Origin of the sequence: Actinoplanes sp. NPDC051851, assembly GCF_040681165.1 — a bacterium.
In the GTDB taxonomy this organism is placed as follows: domain Bacteria; phylum Actinomycetota; class Actinomycetes; order Mycobacteriales; family Micromonosporaceae; genus Actinoplanes.
In genome coordinates this window covers 51,826-66,649 of the sequence record NZ_JBFAYF010000044.1, presented here as the reverse complement: position 1 = coordinate 66,649, position 14,824 = coordinate 51,826, and the positions used below count along the sequence as shown (strand labels likewise).

15 protein-coding genes are annotated in these 14,824 nt (G+C 72.3%); 6 read left to right on the top strand and 9 right to left on the bottom strand.

Features of this window, described 5'->3' with window-relative positions; all coding sequences use genetic code 11:
* Positions 1-47: 47 nt before the first annotated feature.
* Both AB0M08_RS33200 and AB0M08_RS33195 read right to left on the bottom strand, forming a co-directional pair.
* Entirely contained in the window at positions 48-743 is a 696-nt protein-coding gene (locus AB0M08_RS33200) for a GNAT family N-acetyltransferase (protein ID WP_364501984.1), read from the bottom strand.
* A 3-nt stretch (positions 744-746) separates the two neighbouring features.
* Positions 747-1,817, bottom strand: a complete 1,071-nt coding sequence (locus AB0M08_RS33195; RefSeq protein ID WP_364501982.1) for a M20/M25/M40 family metallo-hydrolase — start codon at positions 1,815-1,817, stop codon at positions 747-749.
* A 169-nt stretch (positions 1,818-1,986) separates the two neighbouring features.
* On the opposite strand from AB0M08_RS33195, the gene AB0M08_RS33190 reads away from it, so the two are divergent.
* The 5 genes from AB0M08_RS33190 to AB0M08_RS33170 all read left to right on the top strand — a co-directional run bounded on the left by AB0M08_RS33190 (position 1,987) and on the right by AB0M08_RS33170 (position 7,643).
* Entirely contained in the window at positions 1,987-2,244 is a 258-nt protein-coding gene (locus AB0M08_RS33190) for a DUF3040 domain-containing protein (protein ID WP_364501979.1), read from the top strand.
* Positions 2,245-2,352: 108 nt separating this feature from the next.
* Positions 2,353-3,045 carry a response regulator transcription factor gene (locus AB0M08_RS33185; protein ID WP_364501976.1) on the top strand — a complete coding sequence of 231 codons (693 nt, stop codon included), beginning with the start codon at positions 2,353-2,355 and terminating at the stop codon, positions 3,043-3,045.
* The gene (locus AB0M08_RS33180; protein ID WP_364501974.1) at positions 3,042-4,430 is read left to right on the top strand and encodes a HAMP domain-containing sensor histidine kinase; all 1,389 of its coding nucleotides are present in this window, start codon (positions 3,042-3,044) and stop codon (positions 4,428-4,430) included. The genes AB0M08_RS33185 and AB0M08_RS33180 overlap by 4 nt, the downstream gene beginning before the upstream one ends.
* Before the next feature lie 55 nt (positions 4,431-4,485).
* Positions 4,486-5,334: a DUF2993 domain-containing protein gene (locus AB0M08_RS33175; protein ID WP_364501971.1), complete on the top strand. Its 849-nt coding sequence runs from the start codon at positions 4,486-4,488 to the stop codon at positions 5,332-5,334.
* Entirely contained in the window at positions 5,331-7,643 is a 2,313-nt protein-coding gene (locus tag AB0M08_RS33170; protein ID WP_364501968.1) for an MMPL family transporter, read from the top strand. Before AB0M08_RS33175 ends, AB0M08_RS33170 begins: the two co-directional genes overlap by 4 nt.
* A 189-nt stretch (positions 7,644-7,832) precedes the next feature.
* Here AB0M08_RS33170 and AB0M08_RS33165 read toward each other — a convergent pair whose 3' ends face one another.
* From AB0M08_RS33165 to AB0M08_RS33140, 6 genes are all read right to left on the bottom strand, one after another.
* Complete coding sequence (locus AB0M08_RS33165) at positions 7,833-8,345, bottom strand: hypothetical protein (RefSeq protein ID WP_364501966.1); 513 nt, start codon at positions 8,343-8,345, stop codon at positions 7,833-7,835.
* A gap of 668 nt (positions 8,346-9,013) precedes the next feature.
* Positions 9,014-9,580 (bottom strand): hypothetical protein, encoded by a 567-nt coding sequence (locus AB0M08_RS33160; protein ID WP_364501964.1) that lies wholly within the window; start codon positions 9,578-9,580, stop codon positions 9,014-9,016.
* 96 nt (positions 9,581-9,676) lie between these two features.
* The gene (locus AB0M08_RS33155; protein WP_364501961.1) at positions 9,677-10,867 is read right to left on the bottom strand and encodes an ABC transporter permease; all 1,191 of its coding nucleotides are present in this window, start codon (positions 10,865-10,867) and stop codon (positions 9,677-9,679) included.
* Between the two features lie 43 nt (positions 10,868-10,910).
* On the bottom strand, positions 10,911-11,621 hold the full coding sequence (locus tag AB0M08_RS33150) for an ABC transporter ATP-binding protein (RefSeq protein ID WP_364501958.1): 711 nt from the start codon (positions 11,619-11,621) through the stop codon (positions 10,911-10,913).
* A gap of 3 nt (positions 11,622-11,624) precedes the next feature.
* On the bottom strand, positions 11,625-12,785 hold the full coding sequence (locus AB0M08_RS33145; RefSeq protein WP_364502032.1) for an efflux RND transporter periplasmic adaptor subunit: 1,161 nt from the start codon (positions 12,783-12,785) through the stop codon (positions 11,625-11,627).
* Between the two features lie 49 nt (positions 12,786-12,834).
* Complete coding sequence (locus AB0M08_RS33140) at positions 12,835-14,007, bottom strand: efflux RND transporter periplasmic adaptor subunit (RefSeq protein ID WP_364501955.1); 1,173 nt, start codon at positions 14,005-14,007, stop codon at positions 12,835-12,837.
* 56 nt (positions 14,008-14,063) lie between these two features.
* On the opposite strand from AB0M08_RS33140, the gene AB0M08_RS33135 reads away from it, so the two are divergent.
* On the top strand, positions 14,064-14,414 hold the full coding sequence (locus tag AB0M08_RS33135) for a hypothetical protein (protein ID WP_364501952.1): 351 nt from the start codon (positions 14,064-14,066) through the stop codon (positions 14,412-14,414).
* A gap of 33 nt (positions 14,415-14,447) precedes the next feature.
* Here AB0M08_RS33135 and AB0M08_RS33130 read toward each other — a convergent pair whose 3' ends face one another.
* A complete protein-coding gene (locus AB0M08_RS33130; RefSeq protein WP_364501949.1) occupies positions 14,448-14,822 on the bottom strand; it encodes a response regulator in 375 nt (124 codons plus the stop codon).
* Positions 14,823-14,824 lie beyond the last annotated feature (2 nt).

The following is a 14,824-nucleotide window of genomic DNA, read 5'->3' as shown; positions in this document are numbered from 1 at the left end:
CCCTCACATCCGCCTCACATCCGCCTCACATCCGCCTCGCGTCGGCCTCACATCCGCCTCGCGTCGGCCTCACATCGGCCGAAGCGGTAGGTGACCGAGCCCGGCAGGTCCGGCGACCGGGTGACCGCGACGAGACGACCGCCCTCGGCGAAGCGTTCCAGCAGTTCACGGCGGAGCCAGGACCGTTCGGCGGGCCGCTCCGCGGCGTACGTCTCGCCCGCTGCCACCACGACGGACGGGCCGGGCCGGTGCGGGGCCCCGCCGGCCAGGTCCCAGCTGATCAGGACGCGATCGGTGCCCGGCTCGCCGTAGTAGTCCGGCAGGAACCGGAGGCCGTGCGCACCCAGGGTCGTCAGGTTGAAATGGGCGTTCCGCAGGGCGTACGGATCGAAGACCCACCGCAGCGAACGCGCACCGGTCGCTCGCGCCCTCTCGGCCTGGGCGTGCTTGAGCAGGCGGCCGACGCCGCTGCCCTGCGCCGCCGGGGCGACCGCCGCCGCCTGCGAGTAGTGGTAGATCCCGCCCGCGTCGACGGCGGTGAACCCGTAGCAGAATCCGATCAGCTCGCCGCCGCGGAACGCGCCGATCGCGGTGCCGGCGTTGTCCCGGAGGGCGGCGAGGAGACGCGGATTGATCCCCCACGTGGGGTCGCGGTAGCCGAACACCTCCCGGTAGAGCCGCACGGCACCGTTCCACTCGGCGGGCCCCTCCAGGTCGCGCACGTCAACGTCGGTGGGCGGCATGGCTCACAACTCCGTCAGCAGGGCGGCGAGCAGGGCGGTGCGCTCCCGGATGCCGGTGATCGACACCCATTCGGTCCGGGCGTGCGCACCCCCGCCGGCCGGGCCCAGTCCATCGACGGTCGGACACCCCAGCGCTCCCGTCGTGTTCGTGTCGGCCGCACCGTCCGCCGCCCGCCCACCGATCGTCTGACCGATTCCGGCCGCGATCGCGGTGATCGCGGCGAGCAGCCCGGCACCGGCACCGTCCGCCGGCCATGTCGGGCGCCGGGACAGCAGCCGGGTGCCGACCGTCGCGCCCTTCCGGACCGGCTCCAGCGACTCCAGCTCGGCCAGTACGGCCCGCTCACTCGTCTGATCAACGAAGCGGAACCCCAGATCGGCATGGGCACTTCCGGCCACCACGTTGGTCCGTCCGCCCCCGCTGACGGTGCCCGTGTTGACCAGCACCGGGTACTCCGCGATCCGGGCCCGGAACCTGACGAGCTGGTCGACCAGCTCGTCGATCGCGTTGACGCCGCCCTCCGGGTCGAGCGCGGCGTGCGCCTCGACCCCGGTGACCTCGATCCGGGCGCGGGTGCTCCCGCGGCGGGCGGTCTTCAGGTCGCCGCCGGGATGGGGCGGCTCCATGCCGAGGACGGCGCGGGCCGCCCGCGCCTCCGCGGTGACCAGCTCGCGGGCCGTCGGCGAGCCGACCTCCTCATCCGCGATCACCAGCACCCGGATCTCCGGGTGCCGATCAATGGCGGTCACCGCGTCGAGGAGAGCGACGAGGCCGGCCTTCGTGTCGTAGACGCCCGGCCCGCGGATCACGTCGCCCTCCACGGTCCAGGGCATGTGCTTCAGGGTCCCGGCCGGCCACACCGTGTCATAGTGGCTGAGCACCAGGATCCGGCCACGATCGGCTCCGGTGGCCGGGCGGGTCCAGATCAGGTGGTCACCGGTCGGATGACGCTCCCGCGCGGTCTCGAATCCGGCCCGCCGCGCATCCTCGTCGAGGACGTCCGCCAGCACGCTCAGGGCCCTCGCGTCTCCGGTCGGTGACTCGCACGCGGTGTAACGGCGCAACCTCTCCATATACGGACGTTAGGTTTCGCACCAATCCCTGTCAAAGAACCGTTTCCTTCGTTTCAGATCATTTCCGCGTACGCCGTCCCTGAGCGATTTCGGGCTGCCCGGAAATCGGCCGGGGGAAGCCGATGGTCGCTATGGTGATGAGGGAGCCGAGGACTCCGAGGGCGGCAAGATGCTGGACGACAACGAGCGGCGCGCGCTGGCCGAGTTGGAGCAGCGGGTCGTACAGGCCGACCCGGAGTTCGCCGCGCGCATGTCGAGCGATCCCGGCGACGAGCGGCCCTTCCCCACCATCCCGGTGCTCTGCGCGCTGCTCTTCATCAGCACCCCGCTGGTCATGCTGCTCTTCGGGTGGCCGGGCGTGGTCATCGCGATCGACCTCTTCGCGGCGTCGCTCGCCGTGACGCTGATCCGCCGCAACCGGCGCTGACCTCCCCTCGTGCCGGCCTCCCCTCGTGCCGGCCTCCCCGCGCGCCGGTCTCCCCTCGTGCCGGTCTCTCATCGCGCTCTCATCTCCGCGTGCTGTGATGGGCGGGCCATGAACCGGATCCTCGTCGTCGACGACCAGCCCAACATCCTCGACCTGCTCGACACCGTGCTCCGTTTCCACGGCTTCACGGTCGACACCGCCGCCACCGCCGCACGGGCGATCGCCGCCGCCGCCGAGCACCCGCCCGACCTGGTGCTGCTCGACGTGATGCTGCCGGACGGCGACGGGATGGCGGTCTGCCGCCGGCTGCGCGAGACCGGGCTGGACGCGGGAATCATCTTCCTCACCGCCCGGGACGCGGACGCCGACCAGGTCAGCGGCCTCGCGTTCGGCGGAGACGACTACGTGACCAAGCCGTTCGACGTCGAGGTGCTGCTCGCCAGGGTGCGCGCCGTGCTGCGCCGGGTCCGGGCCGCCACACCACCGCCCGCGCCGCCGTCGACCACGCTGCGCTACGCCGACGTCGAGCTGGACGAGGCGACGCTGCGGGTCACCCGGGCCGGCGAACCGCTGTCCCTGTCGCCCACCGAGCTCCGGCTGCTGCGCTACTTCCTGATCAATCCCGGGCTGGTGCTGAGCCGGTCACAGATCCTCGCAGCGGTCTGGGAGATGGACTCGGCCGCGGTCTCCAACGTCGTCGACACGTATGTCGGCTATCTCCGCCGCAAACTCGACCGGCACGGCCCACCGCTGATCGTCACGCGCCGCGGCTGGGGTTACGCGCTGCAACTCGAGTCATGACCCGGACCCTGCGGTTCTCCCTGGTCACGGCGATGACCGCACTGGCCGCCGCGGGGCTTCTCATCACCTGTGTGACCGCGGCGGTGGCGCTCCGGGCGTACCTCCTCCAGCGCACCGACGAGCAGCTGACGGCCGGCGCCGTGCTGATCCGGCAGCGCGCCGCCGTCCTGGAGGCACGCGACGCGCAGGGCCCGGAGATGCGCTCGGTCGTCTCGGTGACGGAGTATCTGATCGAGTACCGGCGCGCCGACGGCCGTACCGTCCGGCTGGAGGGCGGCACCCCGCTGCCACCCGGCCCGCTGCTCGACCTGGCTGATCCGAAGCGGACGACACCGCAGACGGTGACCTCCGCGGCGGGCGTCCGCTACCGCGTCGTGGTGGTGACCCTGGACGACGGCTCACGGGTGCTGATCGGGCTCTCGCTCGGCCCGGTGACCGGTGCGGTCGCCCGGCTCGCCCTGATCACCGTGGTCTCCGGGGGCGTCGTGCTCGTCGTCGTCACCACGCTCGGGCTCTGGCTGGTCGTGCACCGGCTGCGGCCGCTCGACGAGATCGCCGCGACGGCCGGTGCGATCGCCGACGGGGACCTGAGCCGGCGGGTCGGCGCGCCACCGCCGTCGAGCGCGGCGGCCGCGACCGAGGTGGGCCGGCTGACCGTGGCCGTGGACGGGATGCTGACCCGGATCCAGAGCGCGATGGCAGCCCGGGAGCGCTCGGAGGAGCGGATGCGGGCGTTCGTCGCGGACGCCTCGCACGAGCTGCGCACCCCGCTCACCTCGATCAGTGGTTATCTCCAGCTGCTGCGCTCCGGGGTGGTCGATCTCGACCGGCGGCCGGACGTGCTGCGCCGCATCGACGAGGAGGCCGCCCGGATGGGCACGCTCGTCGACGAGCTGCTCTACCTCGCCAAGCTGGACGCCGAACCGGCGGTGCGCCGCGAACCGGTCGACCTGGCCCCGCTGATCGAGGACGCGGCCGCCGACGCCCGCGCGGTCGAGCCGGACCGTCCCGTCTCGGTCGTCATGGACGCCGCGCACGTGGTGGTCGGCGACGCCGGCACCATCCGGCGCATCCTGGCGAACCTGCTGGGCAACGTCCGCGCGCACACCCCGCCGGGCACCCCGGCCCGCATCTCGGTGACCGAGGGTGACCGGCTGGTCCGGGTGGCGGTCGCCGACGACGGGCCGGGCCTGAGCACGGAGGCGGCGGCGCACGCGTTCGAGCGCTTCTGGCGGGCCGACGAGTCACGGGCGCGGGCCGCCCAGGGCGCGGGCCTGGGCCTGGCGATCGTGGCCGAGGCGGTGCGCGCGCACGGCGGGCGGAGCGGCATCGAGTCCGAACCGGGCGCCGGAACCACGGTCTGGTTCACGCTCCCGCTTTCCTAATCAACTCTCATCCGGCTCGCATCGAACCGTCATGGTGGCTTGGTGCCATTGACGGGTGCGAAAGAGATCCCTGGTCATCACCGGTGCGGTGACGGCGTTTCTGATGACGGCCGGCGTCGGCGCCGACCGGGTGGCGGCGGCGGGCGCGGGCGCGCGGGCGGCCGACCGGTTGCGCTGCGCCGCCGGGCTCACCGTGCGGCCGTCGGTCAGCTTCGGCGGGCTGCCGTTCGTGACGCAGCTGGCGCGCGGCCGTTTCGACACGGTCCGGGTGTCGGCCGAGGACGTCCCGGTCGGCACGCTCCGGGCGTCGGTGCGCGCGACCGCGCACGACGTCACCCTGCCCTCCGGCCCTTCCTCTGCTGCCTCCTTCTCCGCGGGTTCGCTCTCGGTCACCGCAATCATCGCGTACGCCGACCTGCCGGGTGGTCTCCCGCTCGCCTACGACGACGCCGGGCGGCTGCGGCTGGACACCACGGTCCGGCTGCTCGGCCGGGACGTCCCCGTCGTCGTGCACGCCACGCCGTCGATCTCCGGCGGCTCGCTGGTCGTGCGACCCGACGAGGTCGAGGTGACCGCCCTGGGCGTGCGGCTCCCCGCCACCGACCTGGGTGCCCGGGCCGCCCCGCGCACGGTGGCGCTGCCCACCCTCCCGGCCGGCCTGCGATACGGCTCCGCCGAGGCCGCCGCGGACGGCCTCCACCTGACCGTCGAGGGCTCGCACCTGACCCTCGGCCGGACCACCACCCCGCCCGTCGCCACCCCGGCCGTCACCACCCCGGCCGTCACCACCACGAGCGACGCCACCGCGGGCAACACCACCACGAGCCGCGCCACCCCAGGCGACACCACCACGGCCGTCGTCACCCCAGGCGACGGCGATGACTGTGAAGGGACCACGGCATGAGCGCGGCCGACGAGGGCAGCGGCACCTATCGGGTGTTCGCCGGGATCGGGCGGGCGGCCGTCCGCCGCCCGTGGCTGATGATCACCAGCTGGCTGCTGATCACCGTGGCGGTGGGCGCCCTGGTGATCACTCTCGGCCGCCCGGTGGACGACGACACCACGCTGCCGGGCAGCGACGCCCAGCGCGGGCGGGACCTGATCGAGCAGCACGTCCCGGGCGGTGACGGCGCGACCGGGCAGGTCGTGCTCCGCTCCACCGCCGGCGCCCTGGACGCGACCGCGGTCGACGCGACGGTGCGGGGCATCGCCGCGATCGACCACGTCGTGTCGGCCACCCCGCCGAGCGCCGCGGCCGGCTCGTTGAGCGCCGACGGGCGTACCGGGTACGTGACCGTCCAGTTCGACGTGGACCCGCGTGACGTCGGCGCGGACACGATCGACGCGGTGCTGGACGCCGCCGCACCGGCCGGGCGGTCCGGCCTGGAGGTGCTGCCGGGCGGGGTGCTGGCCCGGTCCGAGACGAACACGCACCGCAGCGAGGCGCTCGGCCTCGCCGTCGCCCTGGTGGTCCTGGTGATCGCCTTCGGCGGCCTGGTCGCGGCCGGCCTGCCGCTGCTCACCGCCCTGCTCACCCTGGTCTGCGGCCTCGGCGCGATCGGGCTGGCCGGTCACCTGACCTCGGTCCCCACGGTGGCCACCACGGTCGCCACGATGATCGGCCTCGGCGTCGGCATCGACTACGCCCTCTTCATGATCACCCGCTACCGCACCCTGACGACCACACACCCCGGCGCACCCGATCGCGCCGATCGTGCCGATCGTGCCGATCGTGCCGCGGCGATCGTCGCGACCGTGGCCTCGTCGGGCAGCGCGGTCGCGTTCGCCGGGGGCACCGTGATCGTGGCGCTCGCCGGGCTCGCCGTGGCGGGCGTCCCGATCCTGGGCACGCTCGGCTGGACGGCCGGTCTGATCGTGCTGGTCGCCGTCGCCTCGGCGGTCACCCTGCTCCCGGCGCTGCTCGCCGTGCTGGGCCCGCGGATCGACGCGCTCCCGCTGCGCCGACGGCGATCGCCGTCGCGGGGCTCGGTCTGGGGCGCGCTCGCCGACCGGGTCACCCGCCGGCCGTGGCCGTACGCTCTCGGCACGGTCCTCCTGCTGCTGGCACTGGCCGCGCCGGCCACCGCGATGACGCTCGGCCAGACCGATCCCGGCGACGAGCCGTCCAGCAGCACCGCCCGCGCGGGCTACGACGCGATCGCCACCGCGTTCGGCCCCGGCGTGAACGGCCCGCTCTCCGTCGTCGCCGAACTCGACACGGTCTCCGGAACCCCTGCGCTCGGCTCCTCCGCCTCCAGCCATTCCCCGTCGAGCTCCCCTGCCGCAGACCCCTCCGAGTCAAGCTCCTCCGCCGCAGACCCCTCCGACTCCGGGGCCTCCGACTCCGGGAGCTCCGACTCCGGAACTCCTGGTTCGGGCATCTCTGCCACGCGGGTCGAAACGCTTCAGGCGGCGATCCGCGCGACGCCCGGGGTGGCACGGGTACAGCAGGCCAGGATCTCCGCGGACGGGGCTATCGCGATCATCAAGGTGATCCCGGACAGCGCGCCGGGCGACCCGCGGACGGTGGAGACCGTGGACGCGTTGCGGTCGCTGCCCGCGGAGGGGATGACCGTACACGTCACCGGGCAGACGGCGGTGAAGGCGGCCCTCGCCGACCGGGTGGCGCAGCGGATGCCCTGGGTCATCGCGGTGGTGGTGCTGCTCGCCGCGCTACTGGTCCAGCTCGCCTTCCGGGCACCGGTGATCGCGGTCAAGGCGGCGGTGATGAACCTCTTCTCGGTCGCGGCGGCGTACGGCGTGCTGACCGCGGTCTTCCAGTGGGGCTGGGGTGTCCGGCTGTTCGGTCTGGACGGTCCGGTGCCGATCGAGTCCTACGTGCCGATGATGCTCTTCGCGCTCCTCTTCGGGCTCTCGATGGACTACGAGGTGTTCCTGCTGACGGCGGTTCGCGAGTCGTGGCTGCGGACCGGCGACAACGCCCGCTCGGTCCGTGACGGGCTGGCCGGCACCGGCGTGGTGATCACCTCGGCGGCACTGATCATGGTGTGCGTCTTCGCGGGGTTCACTCTGACCACGAGCCCGGTCGTCAAGATGATGGGCGTCGGGCTGGCCGTGGCGGTCGCGGTCGACGCCACGGTGATCCGCGGCCTGCTGGTCCCGGCCACCATGGTCCTGCTCGGCCGCGCGAACTGGTGGTCACCCACCCGGCGACGTTCCCCCGCCCCGGCCCTGGAGGACGCCCCTGCTTGACGAGGAAGGACACCCCCCGCCTGACCGCGACCGACCTCCGGCAGGGCGGGCACGACCGGACGATGGCGCGCCCAGGACGGTAGGACAACCGAACAATGGCGCGCCCAGGACGGTGGGACGACCGGACGATGGGACGACCGGATTCCGGGCGGTGGGTGGGGAGGTGCCGCCGCCCGGAATCCCTCCGGGTCACGCGGTCACGTCGAGGAGGTCGCCGCTCTGGTTGAGGACGTTGCGGAGCTGGCTGAGGTCGACGCCCTTGTTCTGGAGCAGGCCGATCAGGCTGGAGGCCGTGGTGGCCGAGTCGGTGACCTCCTTGGTGTCCATGTTCAGCAGGTCGCTGATCTGGGTGAGCTTCTCGTCGTCCTGCAGGCACGCGTTCTCGCCGCGAGGGCCGCCGGGCGGCGGCGGGGGCGGCGGAGTGTTGCGGCCGGCCGCGATGTCCTCGGCGGCGGTGGAACCCGCGTCGGAGGGCAGCGTGGACTCGATGGAGGCGATCAGGTCGTCGTGCGAGACACCCTGGTCGGTGGCGACGTCGTTGAGGGTCTTGCCGCCCTGGAGCTGCTCCTTGAGCTGGTCGGTGCTGAGCCCGAGCGTCTCGGCGACCTTGGCCAGCGGGTCGTCCTTCGGCTTCGTGCGGCTCAGCGACTGCGTGTAGTACGACGAGGTGCTGGCCGACGAGAGGCTGCTGATCGATGTCATGCGGTATGACTCCCCGTTCCGGGTGGGGCGCCTGTCGCCCCGGACGGTGGAGTTCATCGGCGGGTACCCGGCCGACTTGTGGCTTACCGGCCGATCCACAGGAACTGACAGCCCGCACACAGGGCCAGCCGACGCGGTCGTGTTTCGTCGTGAGTGACCTGCGAGACGAACTCCGCGGCGATCACCCATCGATGAGCGGTGACGCCCTGGGCGGCCCGGGCTCACGATCATGGCCGGCCGGGGCGGCGGAAATCCCCGATCGCCGAGTGAGTCGTTCTGGCACCCCTCTGACGGCCGCGCGAGTACACGATCGCGGATCGTGCACGCCCACCGCCCCTGCTTGCGGTTGATCGTGTGCGCCCGGCGTCCCACCCACGCCGTCCGTGCACACGCGCCGCCCCACCCACGCCGTCCGTGCACACGCACCGCCCCACCCACGCTGTCCGTGCACACGCACCGCCCCACCCACGCCGTCCGTGCACACGCACCGCCCCGGCCCGCGCCGCCCCGGCCGTCCGTGCACACGCACCGCCCCCCGCGCCGCCCCGGCCCGCGCCGCCCCGCGCCCTCCAAGCGGAGCGGGACCGAACTCCGTACACGGGACCGGGGTACGGCCGACGGCGGCTGCCCGCGCCGGGAGAACGCACCCGGCCTGCGCCGAGGCAGGGTCAGCCGGCACTCACCGTCGTCGCCTCGACCACGCCGGCCGAGTCCGTCGTCCCCTGAACGGTCACCTTCTCGCCCGCGACCAGCTCGGAGACGGTCACCGTGCTGGACTTCGTGACGGCCGTACTGTCGCTGGTCCGGACCGTCACGGTCGATCCGCCGGACGTCTGGACGTAGATCGTGCTGCCGTCGACGCTCAGGATCGTCCCGGAAGTGCCCGGGGTGGCGCCCTGCTGGCCCATCCCCGCGCCGCCGCTCGGCATCCCGGCGCCGCCCTGCATCCCGGCGCCACTCTGCGTCCCGGCGCCGCTGGGCATCCCGCCGCCGGTCGGGAAGCCGCCGCTGCCGCTGCCGCCCGGTGCGCTCGCGCTGGACGTGTCGTCGCCCCACTGCTTGTGCACCCAGACGCCGCCGAGGAAGCCGCCGACCAGCATCACCAGGGCTACCAGCACCAGGGTGGTCCGGTTCCACCACCGCTTGGGCGCGGCGCCGGCGATCGCGGCGTTCAGGTCGTCGTGTTCCTGCTCGGTGGGCGTACGGGGCAGGACCTGGGTGTCGTCGTTGCTCAACGTGGAAACCTCACTGGTCACGCGGCGCCGGCGGAACGGGCCAGAGCCGGAAATACGGAACAACCAAAGCCGGAAATAAGGTGATAAATCGCCGGGCTACTCGTAGCGCAGCGCGTCGATCGGGCGGAGCCGGGCGGCGCGGGCGGCCGGCAGACCGCCGAAGAAGAGTCCGATCAGGACCGAGACGCCCAGGGCCAGCCCGACCGAGCTGGGCACGATCACCGGTTTCACACCGACGATCTCGAAGCGGGCGCCGATCAGGGCCGCCGCCACCCCGAGGCTGCCACCGATCACGCTCAGCAGGGTCGCCTCGATCAGGAACTGGCTGAGCACCACCCGGCGGGGTGCGCCGAGCGCCTTGCGGATGCCGATCTCCCGGGTCCGCTCGGTCACCGTGACCAGCATGATGTTGGTGATGCCGATGCCGCCGACCAGCAGGCTGATCGCGGCGACCGCGCCGAGCAGCGTGGTGAACGTGTCGGCGGTCTCGGTCTGCGTCTCCAGCAGCTGGGAGGCGTTCTGGATCCGGTACGTCGCGGTGCCGTCGCTGTCCGCCGGGAGCTGCTGGTCCAGGATGGTGGTGATCTCGCTCTCCACCGTGTCGACCTGGTCGGAGTCCTTCGCCTCGACCAGGATCGAGCTCAGCGAGCCGTACCCGGCGAGGACCTGCTGCACGGCGGTCATCGGGGCGACCGCGATGTCGTTGGAGTCGGACTGGCCGGACGAGCTGCTCTTCTCCTCCAGGACGCCGACCACGGTGAAGAGCGCGCCGCCGATGGTGACCTGCTCGCCGACCGGGTCCACGCCGGGGAAGAGCTCCTCCTGCACGGTCTGCCCGATCACCACCACCCGGCGGGCCTGCGCCTCGTCGTCGGCGGTGAAGAGGGCGCCGGTGCCGATCGCGTACGTGGAGGCGGCGAACCAGTCCTGGGTGGTGCCGATGAACGAGCTCACGTCGTGGTCGCTGCCCTCGTACGTGAGCGTTCCCGAGGTGCTGACCACCGGCGACACCGACTGCACGTCCGGCGCGAGCTCCCGGTTCTCCAGCGCCTCGGCGACCTTGACGGTGAGACCGCCCGAGCCGCGGCTGGTGCTCATCACGGTCAGCGTGTTGGTGCCGAGCGCCGAGATCCGGTCGGCGACCGCCTGGGCCGAGCCGTTGCCGACCGCGACCAGCAGGATGACCGCGGCGACACCGATCAGGATGCCGAGCATGGTCAGCGCGGTGCGCAGCTTGTTCGCGCTCAGGCCGCGCAGTGCGAAGCGCACGATCTCCGTCGAGTTCATGGCAGGCGCCCCGGTGCCGTACCGGAAAAAGGTCGTGAAGTCGTCATGCGGCGTGCCGTCCCTGCTGGTCCTGGCGCATGTCGGAGGAGATCCGGCCGTCGAAGAGCTTGATCAGGCGGCCGGCACGCGCGCCGACGTCCGGCTCGTGGGTGATCAGCACGATGGTGCGCCCGACCGCGTGCAGGTCGTCGAAGACGGTGAGCACGTCCTCGGTGGAGTGGCTGTCCAGGTTGCCGGTCGGTTCGTCGGCCAGCAGCAGGGCCGGCTCGGTGACCAGCGCGCGGGCCACCGCGACCCGCTGCTGCTGCCCACCGGAGAGCTGGTTGGGCTCGTGGTCGGCCCGGTCCGCCAGGCCGACCACATCGAGCGCGTACATCGCACGCCGCCGTCGTTCCGCGGCGCGCATCCCCGAGTACGCCAGCGGCAGCTCCACATTCGCCACCGCCGACGTACGCGGGATGAGGTTGAACGACTGGAACACGAACCCGATCAGCCGGTTCCGCACCAGCGCGAGCTGGGCGTCGGTGAGCCGGCTGACATCCACCCCGTCCAGGAGGTAGGACCCCGTGGACGGGATGTCGAGACAGCCCAGAATGTTCATCAGGGTGGACTTGCCCGACCCGGACGAGCCCATGATCGCCACATAGTCGCCACGATCCACCTGCAGCGACACGCCGGCGAGGGCGCGCACGACAGTCTCGCCCTCCCCGTAAACCTTGGTGAGGTCGCGGACGTCAAGGACCGGCCGGGTCATCGCTCAGCGCCCGCCCGGAGGGCCGCCCTGGCCCCCGCCACCACCGGTGAACCCGCCACCGCCACCGAAACCCCCACCGGAGTTGGAGTTGCTGGTGGTGGTCGTGCTGGTCGGGATGACGACCTTCTCGCCCGCGGTCAGCCCGGAGGTGACCTGGTACGCGTCGTCACCCTCGAGCCCGACCTGGACCTGGCGGGTCTCCTGGGTGTTGGTGGACGTGTCGAGCACCGTGACGGTGTACCGGCGGCCGGTCGCGGTGACCGCCGCCGAGTTGACCGAGACGGCGTTCTCCACGCTGCCGGTGACCACCGCGACACTGACCGTCTGGCCCGGCTTGGCGCCGTCCGGCGGGTCCGGCAGGCTGATCGTCACCCCGTACGTGACCACGCTGTTGCTGGTGGTCGCGGTCGGGTCGACGAGGACGACCTTGCCGGTGGTCTCCGCGCTCTCCAGGGCGTTCCACGTCACTGTCGCGGACTGCCCGGCCTTCAGCGAGGTCGCGTCGGACTCGGAGAACGAGGCGGTGATCTGCATCTTGCTGAGATCCGCCAGATCGATGAAGCCACCGGAGCTGGTGCTCGTACTCGAACTGCTGCTTCCCCCGCTGGATCCGGAGGAAGAGGAGGATCCGCCCACGGTCCCGTTGACGGCGGTGATCGTACCCGCCATCGGGGCCGTGAGCTTGGTGCCGTCCACCGCGGCCTGAGCGTCGTCCACGGCCAGTTCGGCCGAGGTGACCTCGTTCTCCGCGGTGGTGGTGTCGGTGCCGGCGTCCTCGGCCCGGTCCAGGGCGTCGTTCGCGGCATCGAGGTTGGCCTCGGCCAGGTCCAGCGAGCGTTGGGCATCGCTCGCGTCCACCCGGGCCAGGAGCTGGCCCTTCGTGACGGTGTCCCCGACCTTGACCTTGATACTGGTGACCGTGCCGGACGTCTCGAACGTCGCGGCGGCGGTCGAGGCGCTCTCCACCGTGCCGTCCGCGGAGACGGTCTTGGTGACCGTACCCTGCGTGACGGTGACGGTACGAACGCCGGAGGCCGCAGCCTCGTTTCCGGAGGATGTATCCCTGATCAGAGTGACGCCCCAGATGACGGCGCCCACGACCAGGAGGGCCAGCAGGGCGTTGATCGCCGTGCTGGGTGAACGAAGGGCTTTCACATGAGCCATCATGTCCTCAGCGACCGGTTCGTGGTGGGGTGTTCGCCGGTATTCCCGATCACCAGGAACGTACGACCTGTTCTCCGGCGGTCAGTCCGTCGGTTATCTCGGTGTAGGAATCACCCTGCAGTCCGACGGTCACCGTGCGTTCCTTCGACTCGCCGTCGTGGCGGACCAGGACCGTCCCGGAGCCGCCCGAGACGTCGTGCACCGACGTGGACGGGACGCGCAGCACGCTCTTCTTCTCGCCGACCCGGACCTGGACCTGCGCGCTCTGCCCGACGAGCAGGTCGCTGGGCGCCTCACCGAACGCGATCACCACGCCGTAGCGGACCAGCGTGCCGTCCGAGGTGCCGACCGGGTCGACCTGCACCACCGTGCCGTCGAGCGTGTCGTCGTGGTCGGCGAGCGTGATCGTGGTGGTCTGCCCGACCGCGAGCGAGCCGGCGTCGGCCTCCGGGAAGTCCGCCTCGACCTGCATGTCGTACGTGTCGGCCAGGGTGACGAAGGTCTTCCCGCTGCTCACCTTGTCGCCGACGCTGCCCGAGACGGAGACCACGGTGCCGGCGATCGGGGCCTTGATGGTCGCCCCGGCCAGCGCGATCTTCGCCTCGGCGACCGAGACCTCCGCCCGGTTGACCGACTGTTCGGCGCTGAGCACCTGATCGTTCTGGGTGTCGGGGTAGCCGGGCGTGGTGCACGCGGTCGCGGCGGTCCGCTCCAGAGAGAGCGGCGCATCGCCGGTGGCCGCGGCCACCGCGGTCGAGGTGGCCCCGCCGCCGCGGTGATCGGAGGTCGCGGTGACGCACATCGTGGCGCTGGCCGTCACCTTCGCGGCCGCGGTCTCCGCGGCGGCCAGCCGGTCCTCGGCGTCGTCGAGGGTGTCCTCGGCGTCGTCGACGTCCGTCGTCGCGTCCGTCTTGTCCACGGTGGCGAGCTTCTGCCCGGCGGTGACCGTGGTGCCGGCCCGAACCTTGATCGTCTCCACCGTGCCGTCCACCCCGAAGGAGAGGTCGCGCTCGGTGGCCGGCTCCACCGTGCCGGTCGTCGCCACGTCCAGCGTGACGTCGCCGGTGCCCACGTCGGACACCACGATCTTCGCGGTCACCGTGGTGTCCTCGTGATTGATCACCGCTATCACGCAGCCGGCCGCCACACCCAGCACGACGATCCCGGCGCCGATCCACCGGATGCGCCGTTTACTCCGGTTTTGCCCCAGTAGCTTGCTCATGATCGTAGATTGTGGCTGTTCCTCCGCACGAACGGACCCGATTCCCAGGAGCCTCCTTGCGTACCCCGACACGACGGCACCACGCCGCACTCGCGCTGGCCACGCTGACCACCGCGCTGCTGATCACCGCGTGCGGCGACTCCTCGTCCGACGACGACACCGACACGCCGGCCGGCACCACGACGACCTCGACCCCGTCGTGCGGTCCGGGCGGCGGCGGGATGCCCTCCGGTGGTCCCGGCGGCGGCATGCCGTCGGGCGGTGCCATGCCCTCCGGGGGCGGTCCCGGTGGCGGCGGCGCCCCGCCTTCCGGCGGTCCCGGTGGGGGCATGCCCTCGGGCGGTCCGGGCGGCGGCGGGCCGGGTGGTGGCGGTGACTGCGGCGGCGCCGGGCCGTCCGCTTCCTGAGTTCCCTCCGGTACGCCCGGAGCGGGCCGCCCGTCACCGCGGCCCGGCTCCGGTCAGCACCTCCACACGGTGCAGCAGGTCCTGCGCGGTGAACGGCTTGACCAGGTAGTCGTCCGCCCCCGCGTCGTAGCCGGACGCCACGTCGAGCCACCGCCCGCGCGCCGTGAGCAGGATGATCGGGACGTCGGCGGTCTCCGCGTCCTCCCGCAGCGCACGGCACACGGCCAGCCCGTCCATGTCCGGCATGGCCACGTCGAGCACCGCCAGGTCGGGCACGTGCTCGTGCGCGGCGCGCAGACCGTCCCGCCCGGAGCCACGGCTCTCCACCGCGATACCACCGCAGCGGAGCACCGTCTCGACGATCCGCAGCACGGTCGGGTCGTCGTCCACCACCAGCACGGAAGTCACCG

Bases quoted from the DNA above. Each gene is read 5' to 3' on its own strand.
- AB0M08_RS33170 (WP_364501968.1), top strand. From the start codon at position 5,331: ATGAGCGCGGCCGACGAGGGCAGCGGCACCTATCGGGTGTTCGCCGGG.
- AB0M08_RS33155 (WP_364501961.1), bottom strand. From the start codon at position 10,867: ATGAACTCGACGGAGATCGTGCGCTTCGCACTGCGCGGCCTGAGCGCG.
- AB0M08_RS33150 (WP_364501958.1), bottom strand. From the start codon at position 11,621: ATGACCCGGCCGGTCCTTGACGTCCGCGACCTCACCAAGGTTTACGGG.
- AB0M08_RS33165 (WP_364501966.1), bottom strand. From the start codon at position 8,345: ATGACATCGATCAGCAGCCTCTCGTCGGCCAGCACCTCGTCGTACTAC.
- AB0M08_RS33195 (WP_364501982.1), bottom strand. From the start codon at position 1,817: ATGGAGAGGTTGCGCCGTTACACCGCGTGCGAGTCACCGACCGGAGAC.
- AB0M08_RS33190 (WP_364501979.1), top strand. From the start codon at position 1,987: ATGCTGGACGACAACGAGCGGCGCGCGCTGGCCGAGTTGGAGCAGCGG.
- AB0M08_RS33140 (WP_364501955.1), bottom strand. From the start codon at position 14,007: ATGAGCAAGCTACTGGGGCAAAACCGGAGTAAACGGCGCATCCGGTGG.
- AB0M08_RS33200 (WP_364501984.1), bottom strand. From the start codon at position 743: ATGCCGCCCACCGACGTTGACGTGCGCGACCTGGAGGGGCCCGCCGAG.
- AB0M08_RS33180 (WP_364501974.1), top strand. From the start codon at position 3,042: ATGACCCGGACCCTGCGGTTCTCCCTGGTCACGGCGATGACCGCACTG.
- AB0M08_RS33145 (WP_364502032.1), bottom strand. From the start codon at position 12,785: ATGGCTCATGTGAAAGCCCTTCGTTCACCCAGCACGGCGATCAACGCC.
- AB0M08_RS33185 (WP_364501976.1), top strand. From the start codon at position 2,353: ATGAACCGGATCCTCGTCGTCGACGACCAGCCCAACATCCTCGACCTG.